Genomic DNA, 24,799 nt, shown 5'->3' on the forward strand with positions numbered 1-24,799 from the left:
CAGCGTATCAACCACTTCCGCTATTTGTGAAATAACGCACCTTTGTGGATTCACTTACATTCATCATACTGACTCCCTAGCACTTACCCGATTGATGTGGTTATCAGGAGGAACGTCATCTCACGATTATTTTCCCGTCTAAAAAAAGACTTTGTTACGTTGTCAGGCTCGCTGCTTTATTCAGAGCCCTAGGATCACCTGGTGATACAGGTGGTTCACGCTATAGTGGTGAACAGCACTTCATGCGACATCACGTCGCACGGGCAAAGCCGAGTTAGTTAATGTTCAGAACAGACTCGCCAATGGACGTGCGCCAGCCGACCAAGTTGGCAAAGGAGGGATAAAACCAATACACGTTCAATTTCATTATTTTTGAGTCTGAAGGGCAACTATGAATTATGAAACGGCTCCTCTGTTCAGTAGATAATTTTCTGTTATACATTTATAGAATGCCTTAAAGCTGAATATTTTTGTATTTATCATTTCAGTGCGTTATTTCTTAGCTTGTTAATTCACTCACTTATTGAGTAATGTGATGGCGACAGTGCGCACACCTGCTGAGCAACAATCAATATATAGATTCATGCTCAAAAGTCTCCAAGAATACCCAAGCGAAGCCATATCCTATCTGAACTTTGAGGTTTCAAGGTTTGATGGTGATGAAAACTTACAACAGTGTTATCAAAGGTTAAGCAAAACCAATAGACAAAAGCTGTATGATTTTTTCAACAATAAATCATCGTCGACTCGCTTTAACTCTTGTACACAAGATGCTCATTATTGTAAGAAGCCAAGTAATGCTTGCCGACGCTTTGCAACTGAGCCCCGATCCATTACTCCAAAATCGAGCATTCAGTATCCCAAGCAAATACAGCAACCATCTTCCTCCCCTAATTCTTTTTTTACTCAAACCAGTGGGCTTATTCATTCTTGGAAACTTAAACAGAGAAGCAAAAATCAACTGGGTATTGAGTTAAATGCATTAATTGGTGGTTGCACTAAACTTTCTCAGCTTATTGAAATCATTTACAGCCTAAATAACGACAAACAGGTCATGGAAACATCATGGGACATAAGGTTAATTCATAAATTTTTACACAAAGCGGCTGAGTTTTCTGACAGCCGTTCATCTAATTTCGACGGCGTTTTTAATGACATAACACGATTTAAATCGTCCTATGAAGCGAAAACATGCATCCTATTACTGAAATTAATTAAGTTAAATCTAAATTTTTCAGATGGTAAAAGATTGGTGCTAGGCAATGCAGCTGAAGCCAGCTTAATGCTGCAATGGGGCATCAAGCCTAATGTTGCCATTTACAATGCTTTTATCACGGTATGCGCTAAAACTGGCCAGTTTGATAGTGCTTGGCACCTAGTGTGTGGTGATAAGCCCGTGATGGCACCTCATTTGCTATTAAAAGCCAATCAAATCACCTGCATGAATTTGCTGACGGCCTGCGCTGAAACGGAGCGTTATGCAGAAGCCAAATCATTGGTGTTGGGCGATACAGATACAGCCAGCTTAATGCAACAATGGAGCATCAAGCCTGATGATGCCATTTACAATGCCTTCATCACGGTATGCGCTAAAACTGGCCAGTTTGATAGTGCTTGGCAACTGGTGTGTGGTGATAAACTCGTGATGGCACCTCATTTGCCATTAAAAGCCAATCAAATCACCTGCATGAATTTGCTGGCTGCCTGCGCTGAAATGGAGCGTTATGCAGAAGCCACATCATTGGTGTTGGGCGATGGCGCTACAGCTAGCTTAATGCAACAATGGGGCATCAAGCTTAACGTTGCCATTTACAGCGCCTTTATTACGGTATGCGCTAAAACGGGTCAGTTTGATAGTGCTTGGCAACTGGTGTGTGGTGATAAACCCGTGATGGCACCTCACCTACCACTAAAGGCAGATTCAATTACCTGTATGAATTTGCTGACGGCCTGCGCTGAAACGGGGCGTTATGCAGAAGCCAAATCATTGGTGTTAGGCGATGGCGATACAGCTACAGCTACAGCCAGCTTAATGCAACAGTGGGGCATCAAGCCTAATGTTGCTATTTACAATGCTTTTATCACGGTATGCGCTAAAACTGGCCAGTTTGATAGTGCTTGGCAACTGGTGTGTGGTGATAAGCCTGTGATGGCACCTCATTTTCCATTAAAAGCCAATCAAATCACCTGCATGAATTTGCTGGCTGCCTGCGCTGAAGCGGGGCGTTATGCAGAAGCCAAATTATTGGTGTTGGACAATGGCGATACAGCCAGTTTAATGCAGCAGTGGGACATCATGCCTAATGTTGCCATTTACAGTGCCTTTATCACGGTATGCGCTAAAACTAGCCAGTTTGATAGTGCTTGGCAACTGGTGTGTGGTGATAAGCCTGTGATGGCACCTCATTTTCCATTAAAAGCCAATCAAATCACCTGCATGAATTTGCTGGCTGCCTGCGCTGAAGCGGGGCGTTATGCAGCAGCCAAATTATTGGTGTTGGACAATGGCGATACAGCCAGTTTAATGCAGCAGTGGGACATCATGCCTAATGTTGCCATTTACAGTGCCTTTATCACGGTATGCGCTAAAACTGGCCAGTTTGATAGTGCTTGGCAACTGGTGTGTGGTGATAAGCCTGTGATGGCTCCTCATCTACCACTGAAAGCAGATTCAATCACCTGCACGAATTTGCTGACGGCCTGCGCTGAAGCGGGTCGTTATACAGAAGCCAAATCATTAGTTTTGGGCGATACAGCTACAGCCAGCTTAATGCAGCAGTGGGACATCAAGCCTAATGTTGCCATTTACAGTGCTTTTATCGCGGTATGCGTTAAAACGGGCCAGTTTGATAGTGCTTGGCAACTGGTGTGTGGTGATAAGCCTGTGATGGCACCTCATCTACCACTAAAGGCAGATTTAATCACCTGCATGAATTTGCTGGCAGCCTGCGCTGAAATGGAGCGTTTTACAGAAGCCAAATCATTGGTGTTGGGCGATGGCGATACAGCTACAGCCAGCTTAATGCAAAAATGGGGCATCAAGCCTAATGTTGCCATTTACAATGCCTTTATCACGGTATGCGTTGAAACTGGCCAGTTTGATAGTGCTTGGCAACTGGTGTGCGGTGATAAGCCCGTGATGGCACCTCATTTGCCATTAAAGGCCAATCAAATCACCTGCACGAATTTGCTGACGGCCTGCGCTGAAGCGGGGCGTTACGCAGAAGCCAAATTATTGGTGTTGGGCGATACAACTACAGCCAGTTTAATGCAGCAATGGAAGATCAAGCCTGATGTTGCCGTTTATAGCACCTTTATCAAGGTATGCGCTAAAACTAGCCAGTTTGATAGTGCTTGGCAACTGGTGTGTGGTGACAAGCCAGTGATGGCACCTCATCTGCCACTAAAGGCAGATTCAATTACCTGCATGAATTTGCTGGCTGCCTGCGCTGAAATGGAACGTTTTACAGAAGCTAAATCATTGGTGTTGGGCGATGGTACTACAACTACAGCCAGCTTAATGCAGCAATGGGGCATCAAGCCTGATGTTGCTATTTACAGCGCCTTTATCACGGTATGTGCTAAAACTAGCCAGTTTGATAGTGCTTGGCAACTGGTGTGTGGTGATAAGCCCGTGATGGCACCTCATTTGCCATTAAAGGCTAACCAAATCACCTGCATGAATTTGCTGACGGCCTGCGCTGAAGCGGGGCGTTATGCAGAAGCCAAATCATTGGTGTTGGGCGATACAGCTACAGCTACAACTAAAGCTACAGCCAGCTTAATGCAGCAATGGGGCATCAAGCCTGATATTGCCATTTACAATGCTTTTATCACGGTATGTGCTAAAACTAGCCAGTTTGATAGTGCTTGGCAACTGGTGTGTGGTGATAAGCTCGTGATGGCATCTCATTTGTCATTAAAGGCCAATCAAATCACCTGCATAAATTTGCTGACGGCCTGCGCTGAAGCGGGACGTTATGCAGAAGCCAAATCATTGGTGTTGGGTGATGTCGACACAACTACACCCAGCTTAATGCAACAATGGGGCATCAAGCCTGATGTAGCCATTTACAATGCCTTTACTAAAGTATGTATTAATGCAAAGGAATTTGACATTGGAATATGGTATTTAGAAAAAATAATGAACGAATGTAACATGAGTACTCCTTCACAAATACATGCTCAACTTGCGCCGCTTGAAAAAGATAATTTCGCAAGCTTGATTGATAAAGGGATAACACAAGGAATATATAAAAAAAATGTTGGCTTAATGAATCATTGTATCGATTTGCATATGGATAAAATCTTCGAAGAACATTCAGGCAATGGTACACATATTCGAGGTGTTCCACTAGCTTTCGCAAAACTATTATTTTGTTACCACAAAAAAAACAATGAACCCAACATAAAATCGATCATAACTGGATACCATGGCAATAATACGTTAAAAAATGGAATGATAAGTTTTCTCAAAGATGAATTTGGACTTGAGTTTATCGAGGATAAATTCAACTCAGGAGTAATAGTATTGAGCGAGTCTACCCATTAATTTGATACTAGCGAGCACACTTTTTAGTATGATCGCATCATAAAATAAACATCATAGAACAACGACAATATTATAATGTTAGATGCGTTTTTGTTTTAATATTCTAAATGGTTTTGAGGCAGAAATGCGCCAGCCGACCGAGCTGGCAAGAGTTTGGATATAACCAATTTACGCCCAATTTCATTATTTTTTTGAGTCTGAGATACAGTTATGAGCTACCAAACGACTCCCCTGTGCGGTGGATAATTTTCTGTTATACATTTATAGAATGCCTTAAAGCTGAATATTTTTGAATTTATCTTTTCAGTGCGTTATTTCTTGCTTGTTAATTCACTCACTTATTGAGTAATGAGATGGCGACACAACTACAGCCAGCTTAATGCAACAATGGGGCATCAAGCCTGATGTTGCCATTTACAATGCCTTTATCAAAGTATGTATTAAGGCTAAGGAATTTGACACCGAAATATGGCATTTAGAAGAAATAATGAACAAAAGTGACATAAGTGCTTTTTCACAAATACATGCTCAGCTTGCGCCGATTGAAAAAGATAATTTTGCAAGCATGATTGATAAAGGGATAACACAAGGAATATATAAAAAAAGTGTTGGCTTAATGAATCATTGTATCGATTTGCATATGGATAAAATCTTCGAAGGACATTCAGGCGATGGAACACATATTCGAGGTATTCCATTAGCTTTCGCAAGACTATTATTTTGTTACCACAAACAAAACAATGAACCCAACATCACATCGATCATAACTGGGTACCATGGCAATAATACGTTAAAAAATGGAATGATAAGCTTTCTCAAAGATGAGTTTGAACTTGAGTTTATCGAGGATAAATTCAACTCAGGAATGATAGTATTGAAGGAGTCTGCCCATTAATTTGATACGAGCGAGCACACTTTTTAGTATGATCGCATCATAAAATGAACATCATAGAACAACGACAGTATTATAATGTTAAATGCATTTTTGTTTTAATATTCTAAATTGATGTATGGAATCCACTCCCATTAATCGTCGAACTATGGTGTAGTGTCGGCATTAAAGAACAGAGGGTTTCATTATGTTGACCAGTAATATTATCGCAATCGATCTCGCTAAAAACATTTTTCAAGTTTGCCATATCAGTGTTGATAGCGAGCTCCTTAGTAATAAAGCTGTTAGCAGACAAAACTTAAAGAACTGTTAGTTAGCCAAAGCTAAGCCATCTATTATGTCTATGTAAGGTTGCTGCCGTTGCCATTATTGGAGCCGGTATACAGAGCAATTTCATCACCAAGCACGGATCATTAATCCTAGAAAAGTTAAAGCTTATGTCGAAAGTCATAAAACAGATTGAAATGATGCCCTTGCTATTGCAAACGGAGCTATGCAAGTTGGGTTAAAATTCAGTTCTCCTAAATCAATCGAACAACAGTTTATTTTTGTTTAAGAAAAATAGGCCACAACTTGCGCTGTGGCTATTGGGAAGCCTAGTGAAAATCGTTCAATTAGCTAAGCTATAACGATCGGCATTAAGATATTAATCTCGGCTTGTTTGTGAAGAAAGAATGAAAACTTATCGTTTTAGACCTTCATTTAGTAATGGTCGGATGGTCTTAACTAAGTTACTTGTTACTTTTGGAGCGCCCGCGACGATATTTCCAGAACTCAAGTAGTTATGGTTTCCGGAAAAGTCGGTAACAGTACCGCCTGCTTCACGGCAAATTAAGTCACCGGCCGCAATATCCCATGGTTTTAAACCAATTTCGAAGAAACCATCTAAACGGCCTGAGGCAACATATGCCAAATCTAATGCTGCAGAGCCTGCGCGACGTAGATCTGCACATTCATTAAATACTTCACCAAAAATGTTCATGTATGTTTCAGAATGTTGGCGTGCTTTGAATGGAAATCCTGTGCCAATGATAGTGTTATTTAAATCATTAGGGTTGGTAACACGGATACGGAATTCATTAAGTTTAGCGCCTTTTCCGCGAACGGCTGTAAACAGCTCTTCACGTACAGGATCGTAAATTGCTGCAACTTCAGTTTTGCCTTTTTGCTGTAATGCAATAGAAACCGCAAAATGAGGAATGCCTCTAACAAAGTTGTTAGTTCCATCAAGGGGATCTACTATCCACATAAAATCTTTGTTTGAACCGCGATCTTCTCCACCTTCTTCACCTACAATGGTGTGGTCGGGATAAGATTTACGGATCTGATAAATAATTGCAGCTTCTGCTTCCTTGTCTACACTAGTTACGAAATCGTTAATTCCTTTTTCAGAAACTTCGATACGATCTAATTCAGTATAAGCGCGCATAATTGTTTGGCCGGCGGCGCGAGCTGCGCGAACGGCAATAGTCAGCATTGGATGCATTGCAATCCCCTGGATGTTAAAGAACGAAAAAATAGCAGCGCGAATTATACGTTAATAATTGTTATTGGCAAACCTCTGCTCCAAACTATATTTACAGTATCTTGAATTGAGTTGGTTGTGATAAAATTCTAAATCTGGTTTTTTTAAAATAAATAGTATTTTCATGCTCAGTAATATTCGTGTGGTTTTGGTCGGTACATCCCACCCTGGGAACATTGGTTCAACAGCAAGAGCTATGAAGACGATGGGATTATCAAATCTTTACCTTGCTGAGCCAAGAACTGAAGTTGATGGTCATTCAATCGCACTTGCGGCTGGCGCATCTGATATATTGCAAAATTTGGTAAAAGTAGATTCATTTGAAGAAGCAATTTCTGATTGTAGTTTAGTGATTGCGACAAGTGCACGAAGCCGCACGTTAGATTGGCCTATTATTGAGCCCAGAGGAGCTGGTGAGCAATTAGTAGATGAATGTAAAACTGGCCCTGTAGCGATAGTTTTTGGCCGCGAAAATCACGGTCTATCAAATGAAGAATTACAAAAATGTAACTATCACGTAGTTATTCCTGCCAATGCTGAATACAGTTCACTTAATTTGTCACAAGCTGTACAAATTATCTGTTATGAAACACGAATGGCATTTTTATCTGAACAAAATCTTGATAATAAGAGAGAGATTGAACAGCTCACGGATAATTATCCAGCATCTAAAGATCAAGAACGTTTTTTTGAGCACTTAGAGAACACGCTTTTATCAACAGGGTTTATCATTAAGAATCACCCTGGACAAATTATGACGAAGCTTAGGCGTCTCTTTGGCCGTGCACGAATTGAAACTCAAGAGATGAATATTCTGCGTGGTATTCTGACATCAGTCGATAAATTCACTAAATCTAAAGACTAGACATTCAAAGGTAACTGAGATAATGAGCGTGATTTCTAGAATTAAAGAAGACATCGAATCAATTTATCATCGTGATCCTGCTGCTCGCAGTACGCTTGAGATTGTTCTTAACTATCCCGGTATGCATGCAATTTGGCTTCACAGAATAAGTAATAAGCTTTGGAAAAAGCGCTTTTTTATTTTATCACGCTGTATATCAACATTCTCTCGTTGGCTTACTGGAGTTGAAATACACCCTGGAGCGACTATTGGCCGCCGTTTTTTTATTGATCATGGGATGGGAATCGTAATAGGTGAAACGGCACAAATTGGTGATGATTGCACGCTTTACCATGGGGTAACTTTAGGCGGAACTACTTGGAAAACAGGAAAGCGACACCCAACATTAGGCAATAATGTTGTAGTAGGTGCTGGCGCTAAGGTACTGGGGCCAATTGTTATAGAAGACAATGCTAGAGTCGGGTCGAACTCTGTTGTTGTTAAACAAGTCCCTACAGGGCGAACAGTACTTGGTATTCCTGGGCGAATCGTTGCCGAAGTATCAAACGAAAGCAAAGAGCAAAATGAGCGGCGTAGTGCAATGGCAGAAAAGTATGGCTTTGATGCTTATGCTGTTGCACCTGATAACCCAGATCCAGTAGCTAACGCAATAGGACAAATGCTCGATCATATGCATTTGATGGACTCAAAATTACAAGACGTTTGTCACGAAGTTCAACAACTTGGTGGCGAAGTTTGTACAGAAAAGCTTCCAGAACTTGATATTGAAGAATTCAGTGACGCAGAAAGAGACGCTGCAGAAAAAAGAAAGCAAGCAATGGATGAGTTTGATCCAATAATATAATCTACTTTTAAATCTGAATCACCGAAAGTTTTATATAAGACTTCGGTGATATTTAATATGTTTCATATTAAAAACTCCTCATTTCTAATACGAAAAATATTCATTTTCCGTTGAATCTTTAATAATAAAAAGGTTAAATACGCATCTGATATTTCATAGCTCAATTTGTTCTTGAAAATGGTTAATACTTGACTAGTTCACTAGGCTAAATACTTGACTAAAATAGTCGGGTATGTTTCAATTTAACTATACTAAAGTAGGAACAAATTCTGTCATGAAATTAACCTCTAAAGGTCGTTACGCTGTTACAGCTATGCTGGATGTTGCCATACATTCTTCTATGGGGCCTGTTCCATTAGCAGACATTTCAGAGCGTCAAGGAATATCACTATCTTACCTTGAGCAACTCTTTGCTAAATTAAGACGAAATGGTTTGGTCTCTAGCGTAAGAGGACCGGGTGGTGGTTATCGACTTGGTTTAACAGCTAATGAAATATCAGTGGGTATGGTTGTACAAGCGGTTGATGAATCCGTAGAAGCAACACGATGCTATGGGCAAGGCAATTGCCAAGGTGGTTCTCGTTGTTTGACTCATTCTTTATGGGATGACTTAAGTCGTCAAATTTCAGACTTTTTAGATGGAATTAGTCTAGCAGGATTAATGCAAAAGCGTGATGTTCAATATATTGCGGTTAAGCAAGATAAAATGCAGCAAGAACAGAGATTTTCTCTTTAATTTCTTGCTATAAGAATAAATTTTTATTTGTACTTTGAATGCCATATAAATGGCGACGTTGTACGGAGTGTGTAATGAAGTTACCTATCTATTTAGATTATGCAGCAACAACGCCAGTGGATACTCGGGTTGCTGAAAAAATGATGCAGTATATGACTATGGACGGTGTGTTTGGTAATCCAGCATCTCGTTCTCATCGTTATGGTTGGCAAGCTGAAGAAGCGGTTGATATTGCGCGTAATCAAGTTGCAGAATTGATCAATGCAGATCCAAGAGAAATTATTTTTACTTCAGGTGCAACTGAATCAGATAACTTGGCGATAAAGGGTGTAGCACATTTTTATCAAAAGAAGGGTAAACACATTATAACAAGTAAAACCGAGCATAAAGCGGTTTTAGATACTTGCCGTCAACTAGAGCGTGAAGGTTTTGAAGTTACTTATCTTGAGCCTGAATCAAACGGTATCATTCCAACTTCAGCTATCGAAGCTGCAATACGTGAAGATACAGTTTTGCTCAGTTTAATGCATGTTAATAACGAAATTGGCGTTATTCATGACATTGCTGAAATTGGTGAATTATGTCGTTCAAAGAAAGTTATCTTTCATGTCGATGCAGCGCAAAGTGCTGGCAAATTACCTATTGATGTACAGAACTTAAAGATTGATTTAATTTCGATATCTGGTCATAAGATGTATGGCCCTAAAGGTATTGGTGCGCTGTATGTTAGCAGAAAACCCCGCATCCGTTTGGAAGCCGCTATGCATGGTGGTGGACACGAACGCGGTATGCGTAGTGGTACATTAGCTACTCACCAAATAGTAGGTTTAGGTGAAGCAGCAGCTGTCGCTAAAGCTGATATGGACAAAGACAACGAACGCATTCGCAGACTACGTGATAGATTGTGGGCTGGAATCAAAGACATTGAAGAAACATATATTAATGGTGACTTTGAACAACGTTATTGTGGTTCATTAAATGCCAGCTTTAACTTTGTTGAAGGTGAATCTTTGATAATGGCATTAAAAGATCTTGCTGTATCTTCTGGTTCGGCATGTACTTCAGCCAGCTTAGAGCCTAGCTATGTGTTAAGAGCTCTAGGATTAAATGATGAAATGGCTCATAGTTCAATTCGTTTTTCAATTGGGCGTTTTACAACAGAAGAAGATATCGACTATGCGATTGATGTTATTAATAAATCAATCGGTAAGTTAAGAGATATGTCTCCATTATGGGAAATGTATCAAGATGGAATCGATTTAAACACAGTTCAGTGGGCTCACCACTAATTGTTGAGCGAACAGATAAAGACGGAGCAGTATCATGGCTTATAGTGAAGAAGTTATTGACCACTACGAGAACCCTCGTAACGTAGGCTCAATGGACAAAAGTGATCCATCAGTTGCTACCGGAATGGTTGGTGCGCCTGCTTGTGGTGATGTAATGAAGTTGCAACTAAAGATAAGTGATGAAGGTATCATTGAAGATGCTAAATTCAAAACTTATGGTTGTGGTAGTGCGATTGCTTCAAGCTCGCTAGTTACCGAATGGGTAAAAGGTAAGAGCATTGAAGAAGCGGCATTAATTAAAAATACCGACATTGCTCACGAACTTGCTCTGCCACCAGTAAAAATCCATTGCTCAATTTTAGCTGAAGATGCTATTCAAGCGGCACTAGAAGATTACAAATCAAAGCACTCATTAGCAGCAGGTTAATGACGGAGTAGTAATGGCAATAACAATGACGCCAGCCGCTTCTGAACGAGTAAAGTCGTTTCTAAAAAACCGCGGCAAAGGCTTAGGTCTGAGATTGGGTTTAAGAACAGCAGGCTGCTCAGGTATGGCTTACGTACTTGAGTTTGTTGATGACCTTAATGACGATGATGAGATGTATGAAGTCGAAGGCTGCAATATTATTATTGATGCTAAGAGTTTCATTTATCTACAAGGGATTGAGTTAGATTTTGTGAAAGAAGGCTTAAATGAAGGCTTTCAGTTCAATAATCCTAATGCCAAAGGTGAATGTGGGTGTGGTGAGAGCTTTACAGTTTAATCATCGTATCTAACGATACCATTTAATGCCGTCATCTTGTTTTATAACATTGACGGCATTTTAATAGTAAGAATAAATTAAATGAATTTTTTTGAATTATTCGGCTTTTCAGTTAATTTCGATATTGATAGCACTCAATTGTCTGAGCGTTATCGCGAGTTGCAACGCACTGTACATCCAGATAAATTTTCGAGTGGAAGTGAACAAGAAAAGCTTTTAGCTGTGCAAAAAACAGCACAAATAAATGATGCATACCAGTCACTGAAAGATCCTATTCAACGTGCCGAGCATATCCTTAAATTACGTGGCATCGATATTAGCCATGAAACTATGACAGTTAAAGATACAGCTTTTTTAATGCAGCAAATGGATTGGCGTGAAGAGCTAGAAGATTTACGAGGTCAAGCTGAACCTCATTTAGCTATTGAGCAACTCCAAGCATCGTTTGAATTGCACCGTTCACAAATCATGTCCTTTTTGATGACTTTGTTATTATCTGAAAGTGAAAAAGATTTGCTTGCAGCAGCAGATCAGATACGAAAGCTAAAGTTCATGACAAAGCTGCAGGACGAATTACTCCGTATTGAAGACAGTTTATTCGATCTCTAGTTTAAAGATATGAGTTACTCATCTTTAATAAATAAATTTAAGCTGATTTATTAATCTAAGTTCGCTTTACAAGTAAGTAGAAATAATATGGCCTTTTTACAGATTGCCGAGCCAGGACAAAGTGCGGCACCTCATCAACGCAAGCTTGCAGTAGGTATCGATTTAGGTACTACCAACTCTTTAGTCGCCGCAGTACGTAGTGGTGAGTCAACGACACTCGCTGATCAGTTGGGGCGTTCATCATTACCATCCATCGTAAGATACGCATCTGATTCAATACAGGTCGGATACGAAGCTGCAGCGCAGTCAGCTGTAGATCCTAAAAATACGATAGTGTCAGTTAAGCGATTTATGGGGCGTAGCCTTGCAGATGTTATTGAGAATGAAGAATCGCTACCTTATGACTTATTAACAAGTGAACAAGGTTTGCCGATTTTCGATACAGCACAAGGTAAAATCAACCCAATTCAGGTTTCAGCTGAAATTTTACGATCGTTAATCGCTCGTGCAGAGAAGACATTAGGTGATGAGCTGCAGGGAGTTGTTATTACTGTTCCTGCGTATTTCGATGATGCTCAGCGACAAGCGACTAAAGAAGCTGCTTCTCTACTGGGAGTTAAAGTACTAAGGCTTTTAAACGAGCCGACAGCTGCTGCTATCGCATACGGTTTAGATAGTCAGCAAGAAGGTGTCATAGCCGTTTATGACTTGGGTGGTGGCACTTTTGATATTTCTATATTGCGATTAAACAAAGGCGTATTCGAAGTATTAGCAACTGGAGGTGATTCAGCTCTAGGAGGCGATGATTTCGATCACAAATTGCAAGAATATCTGCTAAAAAGCTGGAACCTTTCAGAGTTAAGTAATACCGAGTCACGCCGCTTGTTGATTGAATCAAGGCGGTTGAAAGAAGCATTAACAAATGCTGAACAAGATACAGCGCGTTTAGTATTGGATAACGCTCAAGTTTTGGAATTATCAGTAACAAAGAACCAATTTGAAAGTTTGATCTCGGCATTAGTTAAAAAAACTATTATGAGCTGTCGCCGTGCTCTGCGTGATGCGAGAGTTTCAACTGACGAAGTTTTACAGACAGTGATGGTAGGTGGCTCTACGCGCGTTCCAATGATCAGAGAGCAAGTTGAAGAATTCTTTAAAAAAATACCGCTGACGTCGATTAATCCTGATACAGTCGTCGCGTTGGGCGCTGCTATTCAAGCCGATATACTCGTTGGAAATAAACCTGATTCAGATTTATTGTTATTAGACGTGATCCCTTTGTCATTAGGGATTGAGACTATGGGTGGATTGGTTGAAAAAGTTGTTTTAAGAAATACCACAATACCAGTCGCGAAAGCCCAAGAGTTTACCACCTTTAAAGATGGTCAAACAGCAATGATGATCCATGTAGTTCAAGGTGAGCGTGAATTGGTAGCAGACTGTCGTTCATTGGCAAAGTTTGTACTGACCGATATTCCACCTTTAGCAGCAGGCGCTGCACATATACGAGTGACCTTTCAAGTCGATGCAGACGGCCTGCTTAGTGTTACTGCTATGGAAAAGTCGACAGGTGTACAAGCAAGTATTCAAGTTAAGCCATCTTTTGGCTTATCAGATACTGAGATAGCATCAATGATCAAAGACTCTATGGCAAATGCTAAAGATGATATAACTCGCAGAATGCTCGCTGAACAGCAAGTCGAAGCAAGTAGGGTTTTAGAAAGCTTAACTTCTGCATTAGAAAAAGATGGCGATTTACTTAATGAGCAAGAGCGCACAGCCATTGAACAGAGTATGGCTCTTTTGGCACAGCTTGCTACCCAAAGTGATACTGATGCTATCGCGAAAGAGATTGAATTGCTCGATAAACAAACACAGTCATTCGCTTCAAAGCGAATGGATAATTCGATTAAGGCCGCATTAACCGGCCAATCAGTAGATACGTTATAGGTAACACTTATGCCACAAATTGTTTTTCTTCCAAATGAAGATCTTTGTCCAGATGGTGCTGTTGTTGAGGCTGAAGTCGGTGAAACTATTTTAGATGTAGCATTAAAAAATGGTATTCATATTGAACATGCCTGCGAGAAATCATGTGCTTGTACAACTTGTCACTGTATCGTGCGTGAAGGATTTGACGAACTCGAAGAAAGTGATGAGTTAGAAGACGATATGCTTGATAAAGCATGGGGATTAGAGCCTGAAAGTCGTTTAGCTTGCCAAGCTAAAGTTGTTGATGCGGATATGGTAGTTGATATTCCTAAATACACGCTTAATATGGTGAGTGAGTCGCATTAGAAAGTTACTTACACATAAAGAAGAGGCTGTTCATAGCTTCTTCTTTATCGTTATAAAAATCACAATCTGAAGCGCTAATTAGGGCTGTTTATCTTTTAGGATTAAATTTTGTGCTATTTGAGCGTTTATCTGTTCAAGGCGTAAGCAGTGAAGCTTAGTCATCTAAGTAAACGGGTTACAACACAGAACAGTGAACGCTCAAAAGCATCTAAGACAGCGTAAATTGGTCATTTCTACTGCGTTATCGCTTGTTTATTTGGAATACCAAACGGCACAAGCTCTGTCTTGTATAAAACGACCAACTTATCGCTGCAAAAATAATCACGAAAGATAAACAGCCTCTAGTTAGTTTGATAATAATAAAGGGTGTTAGATAATTTCACTACATCATCATACTTGAACCCAAGGCTATTTGTTCCCCCAATTCTAGGCTGCTCATTTACTTTGTGAGAAATTTTGATTCCCCAGTGGTTATTACTTATGCCGCCAAAGATCACATTGGTCAGAGAATTACTTTCTTTAACGATTGCGATTATTGAAAATTGTTTCATCAAGTTTCTTAAATCATTTGTTTGTTTAGTATGGTTAGCATAAGGCTGAGTAGATAAATTGGTAATATTTGTTGCCTTGGCTGAAGGTACAAATCCAGCAACGTCTGATGGTTCAAATTGAATAATTACTGTTGGTGTAAAGAACGCATTATTGATTCTGTATACACTGTCATCAAGTCGTTGAACGATTTTGATATCAGAATTATTATTAAAAAAATGGTCAATTTTTTCAGCTCTATTCATCATCTTTTTGATAGAGGATAATCGTTTTTCTCTACAAGTGTTTTCATGACATAAAACAATTTCTGGTAGTTTTTTAAAATATTGGGCTCTAAATCAGAAATGATAGATCCAGCTGCTCCCAAATTGAAATTAGCAAATTTGTTTTTGTTTTCGTCAGATGAAAACTTGGTGGGTTGTATGTCGAGTATTCCATATGGGGAAGCAAGCATTAATAATAACTGTGGTGGTCCCTTGTCGGGAAAAATGGCTCTTAATTCATGCAGAGTTTTTAAATACTCTTCGTTGGCTTGACCTTGCAAGTATTCAGGAGGTATAGGGGCGGCGAAAGGTATCAATGGGAACAAGAAAAGTAGCAAAAAATATTTCATGGTTACACATAGTTGTTATTAGGGGCTGAATACTTTACTACACCGATTTTTTATTTTATATATCATCCCAATCGTTTAATTCACTGAATTAGTATTTTTAGAACTGAGTCATTAACAATTCATAATAAAACAGTGATCAAAGGTAGGTTTTTAGGAATATTTTTCGTATAATCCGCGCGAATTCTAAATATTGCTAGTAAAGGAAGCTTACAATGGCTATCGAACGTACTTTTTCAATCGTTAAACCTGATGCAGTTGGTAACAACAAAATCGGTGCTATCTACAGCCGCTTCGAAGATGCTGGCCTAAAAATTGTAGCATCAAAAATGTTGCACCTTACTAAAGAGCAAGCTGAAGGTTTTTACGCTGAGCATAGCGAGCGTCCTTTCTTCGGTGCTTTAGTCGGATTTATGACTTCAGGTCCAATCATGGTTCAAGTTCTTGAAGGTGAAAACGCTGTACTTGCACATCGTGATATTTTGGGTGCTACAAACCCAGCTGAAGCAGACGCTGGCACTATTCGTGCTGATTTCGCGACAAGCATTGATGAAAATGCCGCACACGGTTCAGATTCATTAGAATCCGCAGCACGTGAAATCGCTTATTTCTTCAGTACTGAAGAATTATGTGCACGTACTCGTTAATTTGAGTATTTTTTTGAGAAAAAGCTCGCTTACAAGCGAGTTTTTTTGTTTTCATAGCGATTAAAATATATCAAATAGCTAAATAGTTGTCTCACATAAATATTTAACTTCAAATTTCCATTCTATTGCATTATAAATTGTTTCATAACTTGTAGTGTGGACAAACGATGGCAGTTGATAGCACAAGCAGAAGCAGAAGCCAAGACTCTCCTTCATCTTATGTCGATTTAGAGCTTCGAACTCCGGAAAAACCTTCTGGATTACAAAGACTAGAATCTAAAAGTGATGAAGTTGCGGAAGCACCTTGTCAGTCCATTGAATTAGATGAAAATGTTGTTCATCCAGAAAATTTATCCGGTTCGTCTAGTGCAATTAAGTCGAAAATGCTTGCAAAGGAAGGTACTAGTAATGGTATTGATGGAATTAAAGACGCTATAAAAAATCATAAAATTGAAATAATTTCAGATTTACTTGAAAAACTATCTTTGCCTTTAAATCAATTAGCAAAAGCTGTAGACAATATTTTAGCCGATTTTATGTCCACTGATTTTGAATATGAAATTTCTGTTGCTATTGAGTTTTTTATAAAAAGTGAAATACCTTTCAATCATAGTTTATATTTGTACACCGCATGTCACTTAAGCCTTTTTAAGTTAGCAGATTCTTTGCTTATGAGTAATAATATTGACCCAAATTACGAATATGAAGGACGTAAACTCATTCTGGTAGCAAGTGATAATCAACTTTTTAATGTTATTGCTTTCCTATTAGAGAAGCCAAACTTAGATTTAAGTGCAGATGATACGAAACAGCTCATGAAGTTAGCTTATACAAACAAGTGGACAAAGGTATTCGTTTTGCTGGAAAAACAACCAGAATTTGATCTTAATACAGTTGATGCGAGAGGGAATAACTATTTGCAGTATTTGCTTTCGACTTGTGAAATGAAGATGGCTTTAGATGTTGTGAGACAACTGAAAACTGGGCAGAAAAAAATTGATCTCAACTGGCAAAATAATGCAGGAGAGACGAGTTTGATGATGATAATTAAAATAGAAAAAATTGAATTAATTCATGAGTTTATTAATGTTTACGGTATTGATTATACACTGGAAGCTAAAAATGGAGACACAGCACAAAAATTGGCTAGTGCCGCAAGGAATCATTTTATTCATTTTTTAATTTCACAGAAAAGCGTGTAAAGACGAAAGTTATGCTTCATTTTAGCAAGTTTTGTAAGCTCTATACTCGGGATACCAGAAGATGCATCTTCTGGTAACATGGGTATATGCTACTTCATGATATACAGTGCGCCTTCAAGTTAGAGGAGTGACTTGCTACTTCTGATAACTTATATGTTGATGGCTGTAACCCATAAAATCCCCATGTATTATTGTTGTAGAGTAATAAAGAATCATACTGAGTAATAAAGTGTCATACCAAGTATTAAAGTATCATACTGAATTACCTTTGATTCTTCTCTAGTTGACTCACTTCAGCCCCGAAGTCAAAATGAAAAAAGCTGTAATTGAAATTGACTTAGCGAAAGGTGAACACCTTGATTAACGATAATACTCACTTAATCTGGTTTCCACTATATCTCGAGCGCAGCCCAGGGCAAGATCGCGAACGCTTTTTAACCGATTGGGAAATAAAGTTTGACCCAGATCTTACTTTGTGATCATATACTTCTTTTTGCGGAAGTACCCGATGACGATGAATCTTACCTCTTTTAGAAAGCATTTCGAGCTACTCGATGACCAGCGTCAATCAGCGAAAGTTACCTATCCAATGTTTGATATATTTTTTATCACATTATGTGCTGTGATAGCAGGTGCAGAAGGCTGGAAAGAAATTAAAGAGTATGCAGAAGGCCATTTAGATTGGTTTCAAAAGCATGGTTTTTTAAAGTCTGGAGTCCCTGTTGATGACACTATTGCGAGAGTTATTAGCAGAATTAAGCCTGAGCAATTTAACCAGTGCTTTGTCAAATGGATGCAGTCAGTTAATCGTTTATCTAAAGGGGAAATTATAGCGATTGACGGGAAAACACTAAGAGGCTCATACGATAGAGAGGATCGTCTTTCCACCATTCATATGATCAATGCTTTTGCGAGCAAAAATAAGATGGTACTAGGGCAACTAAGTACCGATGTGAAATCAAATGAAATTACAGCAATCCCAGAACTACTGAAGTTATTAGAAATAAAAGGCGCGATAGTTTCTATTGATGCAATGGGTTGCCAAAAAGAAATAGCCAAGACGATTATCAAACAAGGTGCTGACTATTTGCTGGCTGTTAAAGGGAATCAACCGTCACTACATGAAGCGGTGCAAAGCATGTTTGATGATTTTAGAAACGCTAAAGCCGACAATCTAAAAATAGAAAAAAACCGCAGTAGGCTTGAAGCGAGAGCTTGTCAGATCCTAAGTGCCAAAAGACTTGCGAAAGAATTTCCTGAATGGCCGTCATTAAAAACGGTTGGGGTTACGATGAGCTATCGACAGGAAAAAGGGAAAGAACCGAGTTTAGAGTACCGCTACTACATCTGTTCAACAGAATTAACAGAAGATAAGTTCGCAGAAGCTGTCCGTGAGCATTGGGCTGTAGAGAATAGCCTGCACTGGGTGCTAGATCTAACAATGAGAGAAGATGCCTGCCAGATTTATAAGGACAACGGTGCTGAAAACTGGGGAATACTACGTCAAACAGCACTTAATATGCTGAGAAAAGAGAAAACGAAAGTCAGTATGCCAACTAAAAGAAGGCGAGCTTGGATGAACACATCCTTTTTAGAGAAAGTATTAACAGCGGGATTTTCCGACGCGGTTAAAATATGAACACTCATGCGTTTGCCCTGGAGCGCAGCCCCACATGCAGGCGTTAAGCAAAAGAAGGAGTTCTTACCACATGATGGTGAATGATGAAAAGTATAAAGAGCATAAGGTATTCTCTGAACTAGATGAATACATAGATTTCTATCATAGGCTGTCCATGTCAGTGACGTTTTTTGCCACTATGGAGACTACGGCTATAGGTATGGATTCATACGTTTATTCTTCAATTCAGGGAACAGTTGACTCTATGAAGGCTCTTTTGGAGAAAGGTAGAATCAATGACTGCTATAGCTTAGACAGGAAGTATTTTGATTCCGTAATAATAAATACGTACTCAAATTTATATCTTGAAGATCATCGCAGTATTGGGTCTATAGTAGATAAAATAAACAACTGGCTGCATGGCAAGGAAAAGCTGCCAGAGTATAGGGTAATGTCGAAATCGATAGTGATGTCTATCTAGAAAATCGATCTCAATCACTTAATGAGCTATCTGAAGATATAAGATCTATATTCATTCTTCATTTGAGTTATATTCTTACAGTCTGCCCACATTATATGATCTCTAATGATTATCTTGACCATCTAGAATGTGGCATGACTCCACCAGAAGACTCCCAATACTGGGTTGCTCCATTTGTTCAAAGTGTATTTACAAATATATTAGACAATGAAAGACCAGATATAGGTTCAACTATTCTAAAAAACACATTCATGCACTTGGACGCAGGGGTGCAGTAAGATCTATACCCCTGCACTTCATTTTTTACATTCTATAAACAGCTTTTGTCCAAAAACGAGTCAACCAGCTGATATTATTTAATTTGTAGCTCATTTAAATTGGTTTATTTATAGAATCGTTTAAAGTGAGCAACATAGCTTTATAAAATCACTTAATCTGAGCAACTAATTTGATAAAAGCAATTAATGTGAGCAAGCTGGTTTTTATAAAGTCATTTATTGTGAGCAGAAAATGACGGATAAATGCGAGCAACTACAGTTAATGGGCAGACTTGCTCAATACTATCATTCCTGAGTTGAATTCATCCTCGATAAACTCAAGTCCAAATTCATCTTTGAGAAAACTTATCATTCCATTTTTTAACGTATTATTGCCATGGTATCCAGTTATGATCGATGTTATCTTGGGTTCATTGTTTTGTTTGTGGTAACAAAATAATAGTTTTGCGAAAGCTAATGGAACACCTCGAATATGTGTACCATCACCTGAATCTCCTTCGAAGATTTTATCCATATGCAAATCGATACAATGATTCATTAAGCCAACATTTTTTTTATATATTCCTTGTGTTATCCCTTTATCAATCATGCTTGCGAAATTATCTTTTTCAAGCGGCGCAAGTTGAGCATGTATTTGTGAAAGAGTACTCATGTTACACTTGTTTATTATTTCTTCTAAATACCATATTCCAGTGCCTAACTCCTTAGCCTTAATACATACTTTAATAAAGGCATTGTAAATGGCAACATCAGGCTTGATGTCCCATTGTTTCATTAAGCTGGCTGTAGCTGTATCGCCATCGCCATCGCCCAACACTAATGATTTGGCTTCGGCATAACGCCCCGCTTCAGCGCAGGCCGTCAGTAAATTCAGGCAGGTGATTCGATTGGCTATTAATGGCAAATGAGGTGCCATCACAGGCTTATCCCCACACACCAGTTGCCAAGCACTATCAAACAGGCCCGTTTTAGCGCATACCGTGATAAAGGCATTGTAAATGGCAACGTTAGGCTTGATGCCCCATTGTTGCATTAAGCTGGGTGTAGCTGTATCGCTATTGTCATCGGCCAACACCAATGATTTGGCTTCGGCATAACGCCCCGTTTCAGCGCAGGCTGTCAGCAAATTCGTGCAGGTGATTTGATTGGCTTTTAATGGCAAATGAGGAGCCATCACGGGCTTATCACCACACACCAGTTGCCAAGCATTCTCAAACTGGCCTGTTTTAGCGCATACCGTGATAAAAGCATTGTAAATGGCAACATTAGGCTTGATGTCCCATTGTTGCATTAAGCAGGCTGTAGTTGTATCGCCATCACCCAACACCAATGATTTGGCTTCTGCATAACGCTCCATTTCAGCGCAGGCCGTCAGTAAGTTCAGGCAGCTGATTTGATTGGCTTTTAATGGCAAATGAGGAGCCATCACGGGCTTATCACCACACACCAGTTGCCAAGCACTATCAAACTGGCCTGTTTTAGCGCATACAGTGATAAAGGCGCTGTAAATGGCAATATCAGGCTTGATGCCCCATTGTTGCATTAAGCTGGCTGTAGTTGTGTCGCCATCACCCAACACCAATGATTTGGCTTCTGCATAACGCCCCGTTTCAGCGCAGGCCGTCAGCAAATTTATGCAGGTGATTTGATTGGCTTTTAATGACAAATGAGGTGCCATCACTGGCTTATTACCACACATCAGTCGCCAAGCGCTATCAAACTGACCCGTTTTAGCACATACCGTGATAAAGGCATTGTAAATGGCAACATTAGGTTTGATGTCCCATTGCTGCATTAAGCTAGCTGTAACTGTATCGCTCAACACCAATGATTTGGCTTCTGCATAACGCTCCGCTTCAGCGCAGGCCGTCAGTAAATTCATGCAGGTGATTAGATTGGCTTTTAATGACAAATGAGGTGCCATCACTGGCTTATTACCACACATCAGTCGCCAAGCGCTATCAAACTGACCCGTTTTAGCACATACCGTGATAAAGGCATTGTAAATGGCTATATCAGGTTTGATACCCCATTGCTGCATTAAGCTGGCTGTAACTGTATCGCCATCGCCCAACACCAATGATTTGGCTTCTGCATAACGCTCCATTTCAGCGCAGGCCGTCAGCAAATTCATGCAAGTGATTGAATCTGCCTTTAGTGGTAGATGAGGTGCCATCATGAGCTTATCACCACATACCAGTCGCCAAGCACAATCAAACTGGCCCGTTTTAGCACATACCGTGATAAAAGCATTGTAAATAGCAACATTAGGCTTGATGCCCCATTGTTGCATTAAGCTGGCTGTAGCTGTATCGCTATTGTCATCGGCCAACACCAATGATTTGGCTTCGGCATAACGCCCCGTTTCAGCGCAGGCTGTCAGCAAATTCGTGCAGGTGATTTGATTGGCTTTTAATGGCAAATGAGGAGCCATCACGGGCTTATCACCACACACCAGTTGCCAAGCATTCTCAAACTGGCCTGTTTTAGCGCATACCGTGATAAAAGCATTGTAAATGGCTATATCAGGTTTGATACCCCATTGCTGCATTAAGCTGGCTGTAACTGTATCGCCATCGCCCAACACCAATGATTTGGCTTCGGCATAACGCTCCATTTCAGCGCAGGCCGTCAGCAAATTCAAGCATGTGATTGAATCTGCCTTTAGTGGTAGTTGAGGTGCCATCATGGGCTTATTACCACACACCAGTTGCCAAGCACTATCAAACTGGCTCGTTTTAGCACATACCGTGATAAAAGCATTGTAAATAGCAACATTAGGCTTGATGCCCCATTGTTGCATTAAGCTGGCTGTAGTTGTATCGCCATTGTCATCGGCCAACACCAATGATTTGGCTTCGGCATAACGCCCCGTTTCAGCGCAGGCTGTCAGCAAATTCGTGCAGGTGATTTGATTGGCTTTTAATGGCAAATGATGAGCCATCACGGGCTTATCACCACACACCAGTTGCCAAGCATTCTCAAACTGGCCTGTTTTAGCGCATACCGTGATAAAAGCATTGTAAATGGCAACATTAGGCTTGATGCCCCATTGCAGCATTAAGCTGGCTTCAGCTGCATTGCCTAGCACCAATCTTTTACCATCTGAAAAATTTAGATTTAACTTAATTAATTTCAGTAATAGGATGCATGTTTTCGATTCATAGGACGATTTAAATCGTGTTATGTCATTAAAAACGCCGTCGAAATTAGATGAACTGCTGTCAGAAAACTCAGCCGCTTTGTGTAACAATTTATGAATTAACCTTATGTCCCATGATGTTTCCATGACCTGTTTGTCGTTATTTAGGCTGTAAATGATTTCAATAAGCTGAGAAAGTTTAGTGCAACCACCAATTAATGCATTTAACTCAATACCCAGTTGATTTTTGCTTCTCTGTTTAAGTTTCCAAGAATGAATAAGCCCACTGGTTTGAGTAAAAAAAGAATTAGGGGAGGAAGATGGTTGCTGTATTTGCTTGGGATACTGAATGCTCGATTTTGGAGTAATGGATCGGGGCTCAGTTGCAAAGCGTCGGCAAGCATTACTTGGCTTCTTACAATAATGAGCATCTTGTGTACAAGAGTTAAAGCGAGTTGACGATGATTTATTGTTGAAAAAATCATACAGCTTTTGTCTATTGGTTTTGCTTAATCTTTGATAACACTGTTGTAAGTTTTCATCACCATCAAACTTTGAAACCTCAAAGTTAAGATATAATACGGCTTCGCTTGGGTATTCTTGGAGACTTGTAAGCATGAATCTATATATTGATTGTTGCTCAGCAGGTGTGCGCACTGTCGCCATCACATTACTCAATAAGTGAGTGAATTAACAAGCTAAGAAATAACGCACTGAAATGATAAATACAAAAATATTCAGCTTTAAGGCATTCTATAAATGTATAACAGAAAATTATCTACTGAACAGAGGAGCCGTTTCATAATTCATAGTTGCCCTTCAGACTCAAAAATAATGAAATTGGGCGTAAATTGGTTTTGTCCCTCCTTTGCCAACTTGGTCGGCTGGCGCATTTTTGCCCCAAACCTTGCTAGTAACGAACATTCACCGCAATACTATTTCTAATGTTTACTTGTTAAGTAAATAGTACTCTTTCGAGAGACTCTTTTGTGACAAAACAGACCTAATAATTAACATTTAATAGTCCGAGCTATAAATTTGCATCTAGTGTTGTTGTGGTGAAAATTATCGTTTGATAGCTGACATAAATTCTTCACCTTTCGTCAAGATAATATGTTCTTTTGTAGCATTAGTGGTGGCTTTACTCTGATTGGATATTTAAGGTATTATTTTTTAAACTTTTTAAACTTTTTAAACTTTTTAAACTTTTTAAACTTTTTAAACTTTTTAAACTTTTTAAACTTTTTAAACATTTAGTTATGCGCAATTATAGCTTGAATATCAAGCCGTCTTAATGGGTCGGTGCATGATTAAACCGTTAAGGCTTTCGAGAATATTGTGGATTATTTGATACCCAAAAAACTACCGTACGACTTTTTGAAATCAATAGATATTATATTTATTGAGCGAATAAAAGTTGATGCTCTAAGTGCAAGTGCAAGTGCAAGTGTAAAACTAGAATGTTATAACAACGTAATCGAATACCTTAAAACTAACAACGGAGAAGTACAGTTCGGTTGGACTTTCTCTCAACTCGGTAACATAGTTTTAAAGCTAATAGCTCATGTCGTAGTCAAGTTACCTGATGGTACTTTCAAATGCGTAACTCCATCAGAACACAATGTTAATGAAATATACTTTTCACCAGATTGTACTGTAGTTTCATTACTAAATAATGGAAGGCTACCAGCAAAATTTTATTCTCTGGTCGATGATGAGGTAATAGCCAAATTTGTAAAGCTTGAATCATTGCAGGACAAGGTGCGACTTGAAGGTAATTTGATTGCTATTAAATACATAATGAATGAAAAACATTTATTATCTAAGCAGTTAATTAATTCGTTTAATACTTATATTTAAAGTGTAAAAACCCCTAATAAAGCTTTTCAACATGGATA

General features: G+C 39.3%; 20 protein-coding genes. 16 read left to right on the top strand and 4 right to left on the bottom strand.

The window, feature by feature from the left end:
* The first annotated feature begins 535 nt into the window (after nucleotides 1-535).
* Nucleotides 536-4,552 (top strand): pentatricopeptide repeat-containing protein, encoded by a 4,017-nt coding sequence (locus tag E2I05_RS08825; protein ID WP_133309575.1) that lies wholly within the window; start codon nucleotides 536-538, stop codon nucleotides 4,550-4,552.
* Nucleotides 4,553-4,931: 379 nt separating this feature from the next.
* Entirely contained in the window at nucleotides 4,932-5,447 is a 516-nt protein-coding gene (locus E2I05_RS08830) for a hypothetical protein (RefSeq protein WP_121854498.1), read from the top strand.
* Nucleotides 5,448-6,126: 679 nt separating this feature from the next.
* Here the strand turns inward: E2I05_RS08830 and suhB are convergent.
* Nucleotides 6,127-6,930 carry an inositol-1-monophosphatase gene (suhB, locus tag E2I05_RS08835; protein ID WP_121854499.1) on the bottom strand — a complete coding sequence of 268 codons (804 nt, stop codon included), beginning with the start codon at nucleotides 6,928-6,930 and terminating at the stop codon, nucleotides 6,127-6,129.
* A 163-nt stretch (nucleotides 6,931-7,093) separates the two neighbouring features.
* Between suhB and trmJ the strand changes: the two genes are divergently transcribed.
* The 9 genes from trmJ (at nucleotide 7,094) to fdx (ending at nucleotide 14,374) form a co-directional block, all read left to right on the top strand.
* On the top strand, nucleotides 7,094-7,834 hold the full coding sequence (gene trmJ / locus E2I05_RS08840) for a tRNA (cytosine(32)/uridine(32)-2'-O)-methyltransferase TrmJ (protein ID WP_121854500.1): 741 nt from the start codon (nucleotides 7,094-7,096) through the stop codon (nucleotides 7,832-7,834).
* 22 nt (nucleotides 7,835-7,856) lie between these two features.
* The gene (gene cysE / locus E2I05_RS08845) at nucleotides 7,857-8,678 is read left to right on the top strand and encodes a serine O-acetyltransferase (protein WP_121854501.1); all 822 of its coding nucleotides are present in this window, start codon (nucleotides 7,857-7,859) and stop codon (nucleotides 8,676-8,678) included.
* A 274-nt stretch (nucleotides 8,679-8,952) separates the two neighbouring features.
* Nucleotides 8,953-9,414, top strand: coding sequence for a Fe-S cluster assembly transcriptional regulator IscR (gene iscR, locus E2I05_RS08850; RefSeq protein WP_121854502.1), 462 nt, complete (start codon nucleotides 8,953-8,955; stop codon nucleotides 9,412-9,414).
* A 74-nt stretch (nucleotides 9,415-9,488) separates the two neighbouring features.
* Nucleotides 9,489-10,703, top strand: coding sequence for an IscS subfamily cysteine desulfurase (locus tag E2I05_RS08855; RefSeq protein ID WP_121854503.1), 1,215 nt, complete (start codon nucleotides 9,489-9,491; stop codon nucleotides 10,701-10,703).
* Between the two features lie 34 nt (nucleotides 10,704-10,737).
* Nucleotides 10,738-11,130: a Fe-S cluster assembly scaffold IscU gene (gene iscU / locus E2I05_RS08860; RefSeq protein WP_121854504.1), complete on the top strand. Its 393-nt coding sequence runs from the start codon at nucleotides 10,738-10,740 to the stop codon at nucleotides 11,128-11,130.
* Nucleotides 11,131-11,143: 13 nt separating this feature from the next.
* Entirely contained in the window at nucleotides 11,144-11,467 is a 324-nt protein-coding gene (iscA, locus tag E2I05_RS08865; RefSeq protein WP_121854505.1) for an iron-sulfur cluster assembly protein IscA, read from the top strand.
* An 81-nt stretch (nucleotides 11,468-11,548) separates the two neighbouring features.
* Entirely contained in the window at nucleotides 11,549-12,076 is a 528-nt protein-coding gene (gene hscB, locus E2I05_RS08870; RefSeq protein ID WP_121854506.1) for a co-chaperone HscB, read from the top strand.
* A gap of 87 nt (nucleotides 12,077-12,163) precedes the next feature.
* On the top strand, nucleotides 12,164-14,026 hold the full coding sequence (gene hscA, locus E2I05_RS08875) for a Fe-S protein assembly chaperone HscA (RefSeq protein WP_121854507.1): 1,863 nt from the start codon (nucleotides 12,164-12,166) through the stop codon (nucleotides 14,024-14,026).
* Between the two features lie 9 nt (nucleotides 14,027-14,035).
* Entirely contained in the window at nucleotides 14,036-14,374 is a 339-nt protein-coding gene (gene fdx, locus E2I05_RS08880) for an ISC system 2Fe-2S type ferredoxin (RefSeq protein ID WP_121854508.1), read from the top strand.
* Between the two features lie 341 nt (nucleotides 14,375-14,715).
* Here fdx and E2I05_RS08885 read toward each other — a convergent pair whose 3' ends face one another.
* Nucleotides 14,716-15,171 (bottom strand): hypothetical protein, encoded by a 456-nt coding sequence (locus E2I05_RS08885; protein ID WP_133309576.1) that lies wholly within the window; start codon nucleotides 15,169-15,171, stop codon nucleotides 14,716-14,718.
* Nucleotides 15,168-15,536, bottom strand: a complete 369-nt coding sequence (locus tag E2I05_RS08890; RefSeq protein WP_133309577.1) for a hypothetical protein — start codon at nucleotides 15,534-15,536, stop codon at nucleotides 15,168-15,170. The genes E2I05_RS08885 and E2I05_RS08890 overlap by 4 nt, the downstream gene beginning before the upstream one ends.
* 212 nt (nucleotides 15,537-15,748) lie before the next feature.
* Here E2I05_RS08890 and ndk point away from each other — a divergent pair, with 212 nt between their 5' ends.
* The 4 genes from ndk to E2I05_RS22300 all read left to right on the top strand — a co-directional run bounded on the left by ndk (nucleotide 15,749) and on the right by E2I05_RS22300 (nucleotide 19,481).
* A complete protein-coding gene (gene ndk, locus E2I05_RS08895; RefSeq protein WP_121854510.1) occupies nucleotides 15,749-16,180 on the top strand; it encodes a nucleoside-diphosphate kinase in 432 nt (143 codons plus the stop codon).
* Nucleotides 16,181-16,347: 167 nt separating this feature from the next.
* Entirely contained in the window at nucleotides 16,348-17,382 is a 1,035-nt protein-coding gene (locus E2I05_RS08900; RefSeq protein WP_121854511.1) for an ankyrin repeat domain-containing protein, read from the top strand.
* 514 nt (nucleotides 17,383-17,896) lie between these two features.
* Nucleotides 17,897-19,021, top strand: coding sequence for an ISAs1 family transposase (locus E2I05_RS08905; protein ID WP_121855319.1), 1,125 nt, complete (start codon nucleotides 17,897-17,899; stop codon nucleotides 19,019-19,021).
* Between the two features lie 70 nt (nucleotides 19,022-19,091).
* Nucleotides 19,092-19,481, top strand: a complete 390-nt coding sequence (locus E2I05_RS22300) for a hypothetical protein (protein WP_207805360.1) — start codon at nucleotides 19,092-19,094, stop codon at nucleotides 19,479-19,481.
* A gap of 537 nt (nucleotides 19,482-20,018) precedes the next feature.
* Here E2I05_RS22300 and E2I05_RS08915 read toward each other — a convergent pair.
* Nucleotides 20,019-23,567 (bottom strand): pentatricopeptide repeat-containing protein, encoded by a 3,549-nt coding sequence (locus tag E2I05_RS08915; protein ID WP_133309578.1) that lies wholly within the window; start codon nucleotides 23,565-23,567, stop codon nucleotides 20,019-20,021.
* Between the two features lie 711 nt (nucleotides 23,568-24,278).
* Here E2I05_RS08915 and E2I05_RS08920 point away from each other — a divergent pair.
* On the top strand, nucleotides 24,279-24,761 hold the full coding sequence (locus tag E2I05_RS08920; protein WP_133309579.1) for a hypothetical protein: 483 nt from the start codon (nucleotides 24,279-24,281) through the stop codon (nucleotides 24,759-24,761).
* Nucleotides 24,762-24,799: the final 38 nt, after the last annotated feature.

The sequence above is a fragment of the Parashewanella spongiae genome, assembly GCF_004358345.1.
GTDB lineage: Bacteria > Pseudomonadota > Gammaproteobacteria > Enterobacterales > Shewanellaceae > Parashewanella > Parashewanella spongiae.

Excerpts from the sequence above, each read along its gene's own strand:
- E2I05_RS08825 (WP_133309575.1), top strand. The coding sequence starts at position 536 with ATGGCGACAGTGCGCACACCTGCTGAGCAACAATCAATATATAGATTC.
- E2I05_RS08830 (WP_121854498.1), top strand. The coding sequence starts at position 4,932 with ATGCAACAATGGGGCATCAAGCCTGATGTTGCCATTTACAATGCCTTT.
- suhB (WP_121854499.1), bottom strand. The coding sequence starts at position 6,930 with ATGCATCCAATGCTGACTATTGCCGTTCGCGCAGCTCGCGCCGCCGGC.
- trmJ (WP_121854500.1), top strand. The coding sequence starts at position 7,094 with ATGCTCAGTAATATTCGTGTGGTTTTGGTCGGTACATCCCACCCTGGG.
- cysE (WP_121854501.1), top strand. The coding sequence starts at position 7,857 with ATGAGCGTGATTTCTAGAATTAAAGAAGACATCGAATCAATTTATCAT.
- iscR (WP_121854502.1), top strand. The coding sequence starts at position 8,953 with ATGAAATTAACCTCTAAAGGTCGTTACGCTGTTACAGCTATGCTGGAT.
- E2I05_RS08855 (WP_121854503.1), top strand. The coding sequence starts at position 9,489 with ATGAAGTTACCTATCTATTTAGATTATGCAGCAACAACGCCAGTGGAT.
- iscU (WP_121854504.1), top strand. The coding sequence starts at position 10,738 with ATGGCTTATAGTGAAGAAGTTATTGACCACTACGAGAACCCTCGTAAC.
- iscA (WP_121854505.1), top strand. The coding sequence starts at position 11,144 with ATGGCAATAACAATGACGCCAGCCGCTTCTGAACGAGTAAAGTCGTTT.
- hscB (WP_121854506.1), top strand. The coding sequence starts at position 11,549 with ATGAATTTTTTTGAATTATTCGGCTTTTCAGTTAATTTCGATATTGAT.
- hscA (WP_121854507.1), top strand. The coding sequence starts at position 12,164 with ATGGCCTTTTTACAGATTGCCGAGCCAGGACAAAGTGCGGCACCTCAT.
- fdx (WP_121854508.1), top strand. The coding sequence starts at position 14,036 with ATGCCACAAATTGTTTTTCTTCCAAATGAAGATCTTTGTCCAGATGGT.
- E2I05_RS08885 (WP_133309576.1), bottom strand. The coding sequence starts at position 15,171 with ATGATGAATAGAGCTGAAAAAATTGACCATTTTTTTAATAATAATTCT.
- E2I05_RS08890 (WP_133309577.1), bottom strand. The coding sequence starts at position 15,536 with ATGAAATATTTTTTGCTACTTTTCTTGTTCCCATTGATACCTTTCGCC.
- ndk (WP_121854510.1), top strand. The coding sequence starts at position 15,749 with ATGGCTATCGAACGTACTTTTTCAATCGTTAAACCTGATGCAGTTGGT.
- E2I05_RS08900 (WP_121854511.1), top strand. The coding sequence starts at position 16,348 with ATGGCAGTTGATAGCACAAGCAGAAGCAGAAGCCAAGACTCTCCTTCA.
- E2I05_RS08905 (WP_121855319.1), top strand. The coding sequence starts at position 17,897 with ATGAATCTTACCTCTTTTAGAAAGCATTTCGAGCTACTCGATGACCAG.
- E2I05_RS22300 (WP_207805360.1), top strand. The coding sequence starts at position 19,092 with ATGATGGTGAATGATGAAAAGTATAAAGAGCATAAGGTATTCTCTGAA.
- E2I05_RS08915 (WP_133309578.1), bottom strand. The coding sequence starts at position 23,567 with ATGGCGACAGTGCGCACACCTGCTGAGCAACAATCAATATATAGATTC.